11 protein-coding genes are annotated in these 12,446 nt (G+C 61.1%); all 11 read left to right on the forward strand.

Annotated elements, in window-relative coordinates; all coding sequences use genetic code 11:
* Window positions 1–148 precede the first annotated feature (148 nt).
* The 11 genes from NOX35_RS05790 (at window position 149) to NOX35_RS05840 (ending at window position 12,350) form a co-directional block, all read left to right on the forward strand.
* The gene (locus NOX35_RS05790) at window positions 149–1,648 is read left to right on the forward strand and encodes a DegQ family serine endoprotease (RefSeq protein WP_182285953.1); all 1,500 of its coding nucleotides are present in this window, start codon (window positions 149–151) and stop codon (window positions 1,646–1,648) included.
* 428 nt (window positions 1,649–2,076) lie between these two features.
* Complete coding sequence (gene lepA, locus NOX35_RS05795) at window positions 2,077–3,885, forward strand: translation elongation factor 4 (protein ID WP_182285955.1); 1,809 nt, start codon at window positions 2,077–2,079, stop codon at window positions 3,883–3,885.
* On the forward strand, window positions 3,885–4,862 hold the full coding sequence (lepB, locus tag NOX35_RS05800) for a signal peptidase I (protein WP_182285957.1): 978 nt from the start codon (window positions 3,885–3,887) through the stop codon (window positions 4,860–4,862). The genes lepA and lepB overlap by 1 nt, the downstream gene beginning before the upstream one ends.
* 72 nt (window positions 4,863–4,934) lie before the next feature.
* Window positions 4,935–5,285 carry a DUF4845 domain-containing protein gene (locus NOX35_RS05805; protein WP_034378690.1) on the forward strand — a complete coding sequence of 117 codons (351 nt, stop codon included), beginning with the start codon at window positions 4,935–4,937 and terminating at the stop codon, window positions 5,283–5,285.
* Between the two features lie 9 nt (window positions 5,286–5,294).
* Complete coding sequence (gene rnc / locus NOX35_RS05810; RefSeq protein WP_003057967.1) at window positions 5,295–5,978, forward strand: ribonuclease III; 684 nt, start codon at window positions 5,295–5,297, stop codon at window positions 5,976–5,978.
* Complete coding sequence (gene era / locus NOX35_RS05815; protein ID WP_003057966.1) at window positions 5,975–7,078, forward strand: GTPase Era; 1,104 nt, start codon at window positions 5,975–5,977, stop codon at window positions 7,076–7,078. The genes rnc and era overlap by 4 nt, the downstream gene beginning before the upstream one ends.
* A 144-nt stretch (window positions 7,079–7,222) precedes the next feature.
* Complete coding sequence (recO, locus tag NOX35_RS05820) at window positions 7,223–8,002, forward strand: DNA repair protein RecO (protein WP_182285959.1); 780 nt, start codon at window positions 7,223–7,225, stop codon at window positions 8,000–8,002.
* Window positions 7,999–8,772, forward strand: coding sequence for a pyridoxine 5'-phosphate synthase (locus NOX35_RS05825; RefSeq protein ID WP_256496056.1), 774 nt, complete (start codon window positions 7,999–8,001; stop codon window positions 8,770–8,772). The genes recO and NOX35_RS05825 overlap by 4 nt, the downstream gene beginning before the upstream one ends.
* Window positions 8,773–8,836: 64 nt before the next feature.
* On the forward strand, window positions 8,837–9,229 hold the full coding sequence (acpS, locus tag NOX35_RS05830) for a holo-ACP synthase (protein WP_256496058.1): 393 nt from the start codon (window positions 8,837–8,839) through the stop codon (window positions 9,227–9,229).
* Window positions 9,230–9,290: 61 nt separating this feature from the next.
* Complete coding sequence (gene nagZ, locus NOX35_RS05835; protein ID WP_182285962.1) at window positions 9,291–10,385, forward strand: beta-N-acetylhexosaminidase; 1,095 nt, start codon at window positions 9,291–9,293, stop codon at window positions 10,383–10,385.
* Window positions 10,386–10,577: 192 nt separating this feature from the next.
* Complete coding sequence (locus tag NOX35_RS05840; RefSeq protein ID WP_182285964.1) at window positions 10,578–12,350, forward strand: ABC transporter ATP-binding protein/permease; 1,773 nt, start codon at window positions 10,578–10,580, stop codon at window positions 12,348–12,350.
* Window positions 12,351–12,446 lie beyond the last annotated feature (96 nt).

Consider the following 12,446-nt stretch of genomic DNA (forward strand, 5'->3'; position numbering starts at 1 on the left):
TTTATCTGTGCCCAATTTGACGGGCCGGAGCGCTTTCGGTCGATGGCGGCTTTTGCCAGAATGCGCTTCAATGCTCTCACCTGTTTTCTCTCATGGGTCTGATTTGGCGACCCGTTCTGTCCGACGACTCGAACAAGGAATAAAAACGATGCGCACACCAGCCTGGATGACGCTCAAATCCCGTGTTTCGGCTACAGCCATTGCCAGTTCGATGGCGATCGCGGCCCTGATCGCAGGAGGCATGCTGCCGGTTACTGCTGCTCATGCCCAAAGTGCTGCAACGGCGCGCGGCCTGCCGGACTTCACGGATCTGGTCGATCAGGTCGGTCCTTCGGTGGTCAACATTCGAACGCTGGAGAAGGTCTCCAACAACAGCGCCGAAGCTCTGGGCATGGATGAAGACATGCTGGAGTTCTTTCGCCGCTTCGGCCTTCCCGTGCCCAATGTGCCGCGTCAGCGCTCGCCTAAGGGCGGTCAGTCCGAGGAAGAGCAGCCACGTGGCGTGGGCTCCGGATTCATCCTCACGGCTGACGGCTATGTGATGACCAATGCCCATGTGGTTGATGGCGCCGATGAGGTCATCGTCACGCTGACCGACAAGCGGGAGTTCAAGGCAAAGATAGTCGGCGCAGACAAGCGTACCGATGTGGCCGTGGTCAAGATCGATGCCAAAGGGCTTCCCGCAGTCAAGATCGGCGATGTGAGCAAGCTGCGCGTGGGCGAGTGGGTCATGGCGATAGGCTCGCCCTTCGGGCTCGAAAATTCGGTCACTGCCGGCATTGTCTCGGCCAAGCAGCGCGATACCGGCGACTATCTGCCCTTTATCCAGACCGACGTGGCCATCAATCCCGGCAACTCGGGCGGACCGCTGATCAATATGCGCGGCGAGGTGGTGGGGATCAATAGCCAGATCTATTCGCGCTCGGGTGGCTTCATGGGCATCAGCTTTGCAATTCCCGTGGATGAAGCGATTCGTGTCAGCGATCAACTGCGCGCCACCGGCAAGGTCACGCGCGGGCGTATCGGCGTGCAGATCGGCCCCGTGACCAAGGATGTGGCCGAGTCCATAGGCCTGGGCAAGCCAGAAGGCGCCCTGGTGTCGGCCGTCGAGCCGGACTCTCCTGCGGCCAAGGCCGGTGTGGAGGCGGGCGACGTGATCACCAAGTTCGATGGCAAGGCCATCGAGAAGGTCTCCGATCTGCCGCGTCTGGTGGGCAATACCAAGCCCGGCACCAAGAGCAGCATTACCGTGCTGCGCCGTGGCAAGCTCAAGGAGTTGAGCATGGTGATTGCCGAAGTGCCTTCCGACGAATCTGCCAAGACCAAGGCTGGCAGCGGCGGTGCAGGCAAGACTCCATCCGGCACGCTGGAGAACAAGTCGCTGGGTCTGACGCTGAGCGAGCTGACGGCTGCGCAGAAGAAGGAGCTGGCCATCAAGGGCGGCGTGCGCGTGTCGGCTGCGGTGGATGCCGCAGCCCGTGCCGGCCTGCGTGAAGGTGATGTGATCCTGCAACTGGCGAATGCGGAAGTCTCGGATCTCAAGAGCTTCGAGGCCGCCTGGGCCAAGGCCGACAAGTCCAAACCCGTCAATGTGCTGGTGCGCCGTGGTGACTGGGCGCAGTATGTGTTGATTCGCCCTGCCAAATAACTGTGGTGAAAAGCCTGCATGGGCTTGTTGCCATTTCGTGATCTGAAATGACAACAAGCCCTCAGCCTGTCAGTGCCCCTATGCCATTGGGTAGAATCCCACGCAAATGCATGGTGGTTGGACGCAAAAAATCACGCTGACAGGCGGTTTTCAAGCGGTGCAAAAGCCTTTGCAATCTCCGGCTGCTGATGGCTAAACGGTGTTTTCTGGTTTGTGGATAATTTGTTGATAAATGAATTCGAAGATCACAAACCGAAACTTGTCAAGCCTTGCTGGGTCTTGGCTTGCGGCCAGTTTTGCCTACAATAAAGTCCCAACTATCGCAGTTGCCAGAGATTGTTGGTTAAGGGCGCGCCGCTTGAGGGACGCGCCCTTTTTTCTTGCTGCTGCAGGCCACTTTTTTCAATTCCAAGCTGTCTTTCTCGTTGATGAATCACATCCGTAATTTCTCCATCATTGCGCACATTGACCATGGCAAGTCCACGCTGGCGGACCGCCTGATCCAGCGCTGCGGCGGCCTCGCCGAACGCGATATGGAAGCCCAGGTGCTGGACTCGATGGACATCGAGAAAGAGCGCGGCATCACCATCAAGGCCCAGACCGCGGCCCTGCAGTACAAGGCCAAGGACGGCAATGTCTACAACCTGAACCTGATCGACACCCCCGGTCACGTGGACTTCTCCTATGAAGTCTCGCGTTCGCTGTCCGCCTGCGAAGGCGGTCTGCTGGTGGTTGATGCCTCCCAGGGCGTGGAGGCCCAGACCGTGGCCAACTGCTACACGGCGCTTGATCTGGGCGTGGAGGTATTCGCCGTTCTCAACAAGATGGACCTGCCCCAGGCCGATCCCGAGAATGCCAAGGCCGAGATCGAGGACGTGATCGGTATCGATGCCAGCGACGCCATTCCCTGTTCGGCCAAGACCGGCATGGGCATCGACGAGATTCTGGAAGCCATCGTGGCCAAGGTGCCGGCCCCCAAGGGCAATCCCGATGGCCCTCTGCGCGCCATGATCGTGGACAGCTGGTTCGACCCTTATGTGGGCGTCGTGATGCTGGTGCGCGTGGTGGATGGCGAACTCAAGAAGAACGAGCGCTTCAAGATGATGGCCAGCGGTGCTGCCTATGAAGCCAACAGCATCGGCGTGTTCACTCCTGCCAACCAGCCGCGCGACGTGCTCAGGGCCGGTGAGGTGGGTTACATCATTGCCGGCATCAAGGAGTTGAAGGCCGCCAAGGTGGGTGACACCATCACGCTGGAAAAAAAGCTGCCCAACAATCTGGGGCCTGCCGACAAGCCCCTGCCTGGCTTCAAGGAGGTCAAGCCCCAGGTGTTTGCGGGTCTGTACCCCACCGAAGCCAGTGAGTATGACCAGTTGCGCGATGCTCTGGAAAAGCTGCAGCTCAACGATGCGGCACTGCAGTTCGAGCCCGAAGTCTCGCAGGCTCTGGGCTTTGGCTTCCGCTGCGGTTTCCTGGGCCTGCTGCACATGGAAATCGTGCAGGAGCGTCTGGAGCGTGAATTCGACCAGGATCTGATCACCACGGCCCCCAGCGTGGTCTACCAGGTGGTCAAGGGTGATGGCGAGCTGATCGATGTGGAAAATCCGTCCAAGATGCCCGATGTCGGCCGCATCCAGGAAATCCGCGAGCCCATCGTGACCGTGCACCTCTACATGCCGCAAGACTATGTGGGCCCGGTGATGACGCTTGCCAACCAGAAGCGTGGCGTGCAGATGAATATGCAATACCACGGCCGTCAGGTCATGCTGACCTACGAGATGCCGCTGGGCGAAATCGTGCTGGACTTCTTCGACAAGCTCAAGAGCGTCTCGCGCGGCTATGCCTCCATGGACTATGAGTTCAAGGAATATCGCGCGTCCGACGTGGTGAAGGTCGATATCTTGCTCAACGGCGAAAAGGTGGATGCACTGTCCATCATCGTGCACCGCTCGCAGTCCGTGTATCGCGGCCGCGCCGTGGTTGCCAAGATGCGCGAGATCATCAGCCGTCAGATGTTCGATGTGGCCATCCAGGCTGCCATCGGTGCCAACATCATTGCGCGTGAAACCGTCAAGGCCATGCGCAAGAACGTGCTGGCCAAGTGCTATGGCGGCGACATCACGCGTAAGCGCAAGCTGCTCGAAAAGCAGAAGGCCGGCAAGAAGCGTATGAAGCAGATCGGTTCGGTGGAAGTGCCGCAGGAAGCCTTCCTGGCCATTCTGCAAGTGGAGGATTGATGCAAGTCATGCAGTGGATCACGGCCGCCATCCTGGCGGCCTTTGTAGGCTATATCGCGGCCTGGTACACCGGCTCCATCGAGGGCAACTTCGCGCTGCTGCTGTTTCTGGCAACCGTGGTGACCGGCGTGTACTGGCTGGCCGAGCGCTTTTACTTCTGGCCTCGGCGCCGCGCGGCTGCGGCTGCGCTGGAGCAGGCCGCCGTCGAGCGCCGCGCCGAGCTGGATCGCATGGGCATTGCCAAGACTGACATCGAAGTCTCCGAAGACGCCAAGGGTCGCATTCTCATGCAGCCCTGGTGGCTGGACTGGACCGCCGGTCTGTTCCCGGTGATCGCCATCGTCTTCGTGCTGCGCTCCTTCCTGTTCGAGCCGTTCAAGATTCCCTCGGGCTCCATGATTCCGACGCTGATGGTGGGCGATCTGATCCTGGTCAACAAGTTCACCTACGGCATCCGTCTGCCCGTGATCAACAAGAAGATCACCGAAGGCAACAAGCCCCAGCGTGGCGATGTGATGGTGTTCCGCTACCCGCCCCAGCCCACGCTGGACTACATCAAGCGTGTGGTGGGCGTGCCCGGCGATGAAGTGGCCTATATCAACAAGCGTCTGAGCATCAACGGCAAGGAGCTGCCCACGCGCGAGCTGCCGGACTTTCTGGACCGTGACGTGATGCGCTACTTCAAGCAGTTCGAGGAAACTCTGGGCGAGCAGGCGCACCGCGCCATCGTCAACAACGATGTGCCGGCCTTCATTCAGGGGGCAAGCAACTTCGATTTCAAGGAAAACTGCCGCTACAGCGTTGAAGGCGTGACCTGCAAGGTGCCAGAAGGCCATTACTTCATGATGGGCGACAACCGCGACAACTCGCTGGATTCGCGCTACTGGGGCTTTGTGCCGGACCAGAACATCGTGGGCAAGGCATTCTTTGTCTGGATGAACTTCGGTGATCTGGGCCGTATCGGCCGTTTCCACTGAGCATTGGCAATCGTTTCGTCATTTTTCTGGGATACACGGGCAGGAACATGCCCGACTTGCGAGGGGAAAAGCATGAAAAATCTGGCATCGCGCTCCAGGCAGCGTGGTCTGTCCTTCATCGGTCTGGTGTTTCTCGTGGCCATCATCGTGGCGGTTGCCGCAATTGGCGCACAATCGGTGCCCGTCTTCCTGGAGTACCAGGCCATCACCAAGGCGGCCAACAAGGCCGCCGCTGAAGGCAGTACCGTTGCCGAAGTCAAGGCCAGCTTCGATCGTTCGGCCTCCATTGATGATTTCAAGTCCATCTCCGGCAACGATCTGAACGTGACCAAGGTCAACGACAAGATCGTCGTGGGCTTCGAGTATTCCCGTGAGATTCATCTGGCAGGCCCTGCCTACCTTGTTTACCGTTTCAAGAAATAGACCTTTCAGGTGGAACCTGCTCTAGTCGCTCTGCAGCAAAGGCTGCAACATCAATTTGCCAACCCGGCGCTGCTGCAGCGTGCCATCACGCACCGCAGCTTTTCGGCCGACAACAACGAGCGACTGGAGTTTCTGGGCGACTCGGTGCTCAGTCTGGCCATCTCCAGCTTGCTCTATGCCAAGCTGGCTTCCATGCCCGAAGGCGATCTCTCGCGTGTTCGGGCCAATCTCGTCAAGGAAGGCACGCTGCACAAGATTGCGCTGAAGCTGCAGCTGCCTGATTTGCTGCGCCTGGGTGAGGGCGAAGCCAAGTCCGGTGGCAAGCAGCGCCCGTCCATCCTGGCCGATGCCGTGGAGGCGCTGATCGGTGCCGTCTACCTCGATGCCGGCTTTGCCGCAGGCGAGAAAGTCGTCCACCACCTCTTCGAGGGCGTGGACATCAACCCCCATATGCGTGCGGCCGACAAAGACCCCAAGACCGCACTGCAGGAATTGCTACAGGGCAAGCGCATGAAGCTGCCGCAATACCATGTGGTGGAAATCAGTGGCGCGGCGCACAAGCAGACCTTCAAGGTCGAGTGCACGATTGCCGAATGGAATATCAGCGCCCAGGGCTCGGGAGCATCCCGTCGCATGGGCGAGCAGGCAGCCGCCGCTGCCTTGCTGGAAAAAGTGAAAGCCAAAAATCCATGACCGATGCTGCTAAGAAAAAGATAGCGGGCACCGCAGGTGCAGAAAAAGCCAAGGGCCAAAAAGGCCCCAAGTCTGTGACTACCGATATCAGCGACCCCAGCCTGGACTACATCAGCGCCATGCTGGCTGCTGCCAAGCCCGGCAGCACGCCGACCGCCATCCGCGACCAGGAAGAGGAGGCTCCGGCGCGCGTCTACGCGCCCGAAGAGCAGCGCTGCGGCCTGATCGCCATCGTCGGCAAGCCCAATGTGGGCAAGTCCACGCTGATGAACGCACTGGTGGGCCAGAAGATCTCCATCACGTCGCGCAAGGCCCAGACTACGCGCCACCGCATCACCGGCATCCGCACCAAGGACGAGACCCAGTTCGTCTTTGTGGATACCCCCGGCTTCCAGACCAAGCATTCCACCGCCCTGAACAAGTCGCTCAACAAGACCGTGATGGGCGCCATCGGAGATGTGGACCTGATCCTGTTCGTGGTGGAGGCGGGCAGCTTCACGCTGGCCGATGCCAAGGTGCTGAGCCTGTTCAAGCCCGGCATTCCCACGCTCCTGATCGCCAACAAGCTCGATACCGTGGGTCGCCGCGCCGAGATCGCTCCCTGGCTGCGCGATATGCAGGAGCGCCATCCTTTTGCCGAGTTCGTGCCCATGTCGGCCAAGAACAAAAAGGATATTGAGCGCATGTATGGCATCTGCGCCAAATACCTGCCGCAGCAGCCCTGGTTCTACGGCGAGGACGAACTGACCGACCGCAGCGAGAAGTTCCTGGCTTCCGAGACCCTGCGCGAGAAGCTGTTCCGCTTCACGGGCGACGAGCTGCCCTATACCTCCACCGTGGTCATCGACAAGTTCGAGGAGGAGCCCAGCCCCAAGTTCGGTCGCTTCATGCGCGTTGCCGCCACCATCGTGGTCGAGCGCGACGGCCACAAGGCCATGGTGATCGGCCAGGGCGGCGAGCGCCTCAAGCGCATCTCCACCGAAACCCGCCAGGAACTGGAAAAGCTGCTCAACGCCAAGGTGTTCCTGGAAGTCTGGGTCAAGGTCAAGTCCGGCTGGGCCGATGACGAGGCCCGGGTCAAATCCTTCGGCTACGAGTAAACTTTTTTGACCCCCACGCTCGCTCACTGCGTGTGCTCGCTGCCCCCGAGGGGACCCTGACCCGGCTTAGGCCGGGTTTTGCCTTGGGGCGGCCCGGCGGCAAAACCGCCCCCTTCACATTTTTGTTGTGGTACGGAGCAATTCATGGCTAGCGCCAAACGCGTCGGCGACGAACCCGCATATATCCTGCACCAGTACGACTGGAGCGAATCCAGCCTGATCCTGGAGGTGTTCACGCGCCATCGCGGGCGCGTGGCGCTCGCGGCCAAGGGAGTCAAGCGTCATACCTCCAACTTTCGCCCCGTGCTGCTGCCGCTGCAGCCGCTCAAGCTCAGCTACACGCTGGGTGCGGAGGGCAATGCCGAGATTCACACGCTCAAGGGCGCGGAATGGGCGGGCGGCCATGTCATGCCCCAGGGCGATGCACTGTGGTCGGGCATGTACCTGAACGAGCTGCTGCTGCGCCTGCTGGCGCGCGATGATCCGTATGCGGCGCTGTTCGACATCTATGCCGGTGTGGTGCGCGTGCTGGCAGGCCAGCATGGCGGCACTACCGAGGCCATCGAACCCGTGCTGCGCGCCTTCGAGCTGGTGCTGCTGCGCGAACTCGGTCACCTGCCCGATCTGAGGCAGGAAAGCGCCACACTCAGCCAGGTCAACAGTGTTTTTCGCTACACCCTGGTGGCCGACGGTGGCCTGCGCCAGGCCGCAGGCTACGAACGCGCGGCGCTGACCGGCCTGCAGTGGCAGGGCATAGAGCTGGCGCTGCAGGCCGAGCAGCCATTTCCGCGAACCCTGAACGCGCTGGCCGAGCCCGAAGTGGCCCAGGCCCTGAAGCCGCAATTGCGCCATCTTCTGCAATACCATTGCGGCTCAACCATGCTGCGCACCCGCCAGCTGATGATGGATCTGCAATCGCTATGAATACCTCTGCCTCCCCCCGCACCGCGCTTTCGGTCAATGTCAACAAGGTGGCGCTGCTGCGCAATACCCGCCATCTGGGCATTCCATCGGTGACGCGTGCGGCGCAGATCTGCCTTGAAGCGGGAGCGCAGGGCATCACCATTCACCCGCGTCCCGATGAGCGCCATATCCGTGCGCAGGATGTGTTCGAGCTGCACGAGCTGCTCAAGAACTGGCCTGAGGCCGAATTCAATATCGAAGGCAATCCCACGCAGAACCTGATGGATTTCATCCGCCAGACGCGTCCGCATCAGGCCACCTTCGTGCCCGACAGCGAAGACCAGTTCACCAGCGACCATGGCTGGAGCTTTCCCCAGGATGCCGAGCGCCTCAAGCCGCTGATTGCCGAATGCAAGGCGCTGGGCGTGCGCGTGAGCCTGTTCATGGACCCCATTCCCGAGCAGATGGCGGCTGCCAAGGCCGTCGGCGCCGACCGCGTGGAGCTCTACACCGAGCCTTTTGCCGCCAACTGGGGCAAGTCCGGGCAGGAGCAGCAACTGCAAGCCTATGCCATGGCCGCCCAGGCCGCGCTGGATGCGGGCCTGGGCATCAATGCCGGCCATGACCTGAACCGCGACAATCTGGCCGTCTTTGTAGCCCGGGTGCCCGGTCTGGCCGAAGTCTCCATCGGCCATGCCCTGATCGCCGATGCACTGGAGCTGGGCTATGCCGAGACCGTCAAGGCCTACCAGGCCTGCATCGACTCTGGCATGGCACAGAAGAAGTCCTGAAAATATAGCTTTCAACGCTTGGTAGATAAGCGCTTGCAGCATTTTTCTCTATAAGGAGCCAGGGATGATCTACGGCATCGGCACCGATATCTGCGATGTGCGCCGCATACGCGCAAGCCTGGAAAAGCATGGCGAGCGTTTTGCCCGCAAGGTTCTGGCCGATGGCGAATTGGCGACCTGGAAGGCGCGCAGCGAGCGCTGGCCCGAACGAGGCATCCGCTATATGGCCACGCGCTTTTCTGCCAAGGAAGCGTTCAGCAAGGCCGTGGGAATGGGCATGGTCATGCCCATGACCTGGCGCCATTGCGAAGTCATCAAGCTGCCCAGCGGCCAGCCTGCGATTCGTCTGCATGGCGAACTCAAGGAATGGTTTGAGAAGAACAATCTGACGGCCCATCTTTCAGTCACCGATGAGTCCGACTATGCAGCCAGCTTTTGCGTGGTCGAAAGAAAATAATGAAATATGGTGCTAGCGCTCAATGGATAAGCGCTAGTAGCTATCAAAAACAAAGTACATCATGAGCATGCACGCCCCTCTCATCATCGATATTGCAGGTACATCGCTGACCGATGTGGACCGCGCACGCCTGGCCCATCCTCTGGTGGGCGGCATCATTCTCTTCAAGCGCAACTGGGAGGACCGCAGCGCGTTGGTCCAGCTGTGCGCCGATATCAAGGCCGTCAAGCCCGACCTGCTGATCAGCGTGGACCATGAGGGCGGCCGCGTGCAGCGCTTTCGCACCGATGGCTTCACGCATATTCCGCCGATGCGCGCCTTTGGCGAGATGTGGATGGATGACGGCGGCAAGGGCAGGAAGTACCGCGAAGGCAGTGGCGCCATGCGTGCCATGAACGCCGCCACGGCCGCCGGTTATGTGCTGGGGACGGAGCTGCGCGCCTGCGGTGTGGATTTCAGCTTCACGCCCGTGCTGGATCTGGATTATGGCGAATCCTCGGTCATCGGTGACCGCAGCTTTCACCGCGACCCGCGCGTGGTGGCAGCCCTGGCCAGGAGCCTGATGCACGGCCTGTTGCAGGCCGGCATGGGCAACTGCGGCAAGCATTTCCCCGGTCACGGCTTTGTCAAGGCGGACTCGCATGTGGACATTCCCGTCGACAAGCGCAGCCTGACGGCCATTCTCGACGAAGACGCTGCCCCCTATCCCTGGCTGTCCAGCGTGCTCACCGCCGTCATGCCTGCCCATGTGATCTACCCCAAGGTGGACAAGCGCCCGGCAGGCTTCAGCGAAAAATGGCTCAAGGACATCCTGCGTGCCCGCTTGCGCTATGACGGTGCCATCTTCAGCGACGACCTCAGCATGGAGGGCGCGCGCCGTATCGGTGGCGAGCTCATCAGCTACACCGATGCTGCGTTGACGGCCCTGAATGCGGGCTGCGACATGGTGCTGCTGTGCAACCAGAGCCTGGGTCTGGGCGAGCATGTGGATGAGTTGCTGGACGGCATGGACGCTGCGCTGCGCGATGGCCGCTGGGTGCCCGATATCGACTCCGAATCGCGCCGTGTCTCGTTGCTGCCCGATACCGAACCCCAGGCCTGGGAGGATCTGATGCGCCAGCCGGCCTATCTGCAGGCGCTGGATCTGTTGCCCTAGGCGGTACTGGGCCGACCCCGCCATCCGCTGCCTTTGACGCAAGGGCAGCGGATTTTTTTATGTCTTTCGAAGGCCGGGCAGGGCGCTGCCGGCATTTAAGTCTGGCCTCAGCTAGCCGGCTTAGGGTGTGCTCAGAAGCCTGGCAGCGGCATCACCGCTGCGCCAGTTGTTCATGAATCACCGAAAGCCTGCATGAATTCCAAGAGCCCGGGACTTGAGTCCTGCAAACACCGGCCAGGCGTGCTGCGCCAGGCCTTTACCCTGACCCGGCCCTATTTCCAGTCCAAGGAGAAATGGAGGGCCTGGGGGCTGCTGGCCGCCATCGTAGGCCTCAATCTCGCCGCAGTGTTCATGCTGGTGCAGATCAATGAATGGAACCGTGTGTTCTACGACGCATTGCAGAACAAGCAGGCCGAGGTGTTCTGGCAGCAGCTATGGCGCTTTCTCTGGCTGGCCCTGGTGTATATCGTCATCGCGGTCTACAAGTTCTATCTGACGCAGTTGCTGCAGCTCAACTGGCGGCGCTGGCTGACCGAGCACATATTGCAGCGCTGGCTGTCGGCCAAGGCGTTCTACCGGCTGGAGCTGGGGCGCTATGGCGTGGACGGCAATGCCAAGGCCCCCGACAACCCCGACCAGCGGATTCAGGAGGACCTGAATCTCTTCACCACCTATACCGTGTCGCTGTCCATGGGGCTGCTGAATGCGGCCGTCACCTTTGTGAGCTTCGTCGGCATTCTGTGGAGCCTGAGTTCCGTCGTCGATATCGGTCTGCCGGCCCTGTTCGGCGGCGGACAGCTGCAGATTTCCGGCTTCATGGTCTGGATGGCGGTACTGTATTGTCTGGTCGGCAGTGCGATCACCTTCTGGATCGGCAAGCCTCAGGTCCGTCTCAACAACCGTCAGCAGCAGCTGGAGGCCAATTTCCGCCACCACCTGATCCGCGTGCGCGAGCATGCCGAAGCCATCGCCCTGGACGGTGGCGAGCGCGTCGAGGGAGCGCAGATCGGCCTGCGTTTTGGCGACGCTCTGAGCAACTACCTGAACCTGATCAAGAAGCAGAAGAGCCTGGGCTGGTTTACCAATTTCTTCGGCCAGGCCGCGGTGGTCTTCCCTTTCATCATTGCGGCGCCGCGCTTTTTCAGCGGCGCCATCCAGCTGGGTCAGCTCATGCAGATAGGCTCCGCCTTCAATCAGGTGCAGGATTCGCTGAGCTGGATCGTCAACAACTACTCCGATATCGCTGCCTGGCGGGCCACGACTGAGCGTCTGGCGGGATTTGACGAGAGCTTGCGCGAGCAGGAAGACAGTCAGGCCGGTGTGCAGCTCGTGCCGTCGGCCCAGTTGCAGACCCGGGCTCTCGATGTGTTCCTGCCCGCAGGCGGTCGCATCGTGACGGATGCCAGCCTTGAGATACGGCCGGGCCAGAGGTTGCTGATCAGCGGGCCTTCGGGCAGCGGCAAGTCCACCTTGCTGCGGGCGCTTGCTGGCATCTGGCCCTATGCGCGAGGCCAGGTGCAGCGGCCTCTGGACGCGATGTTCATTCCTCAGCGCCCCTATTTTCCCGACGGCAGCCTGCGCGATGCCCTGGCCTATCCGGAGCCGGCGGCAAGCTACAGCGACGCCGAGCTCAAGCAGGTCTTGCGCGAGGCGCAGCTGCCGCAGCTGCAGGAGCGGCTGGACAGCCAGGCGGCCTGGAACAGCAGCCTGTCGGGGGGAGAGCTGCAGCGGCTGTCCGTGGCGCGAGTCTTGCTCAAGCGTCCGGCCTGGGTGTTTGCGGACGAGGCCACGAGTGCACTGGACAATGCTGCCGAAGCACAGATCTACAGCCGGCTGGTGCAGCTGGTGCAGGGCAGAGGCGGGGCGCTGGTCTCGGTGGCCCACCGCGACAGCGTGACGGAATTCCACACAGCCCGCTGGTTGCTGCAGCCGCAGCAAGAGGTCCGGGAGGCTGTACTGCCCTAGAGCCGCTGAAGCAGGTGGGGTCGGGGACAAGCAGTCTCAACTGCGGTGCAGGCCTGGGAGGCTTTGGCAGCGACTTTCTCGTGGGATGATGTGCAC

The organism is Comamonas sp. C11 (assembly GCF_024496285.1).
GTDB lineage: Bacteria > Pseudomonadota > Gammaproteobacteria > Burkholderiales > Burkholderiaceae_C > Comamonas > Comamonas testosteroni_F.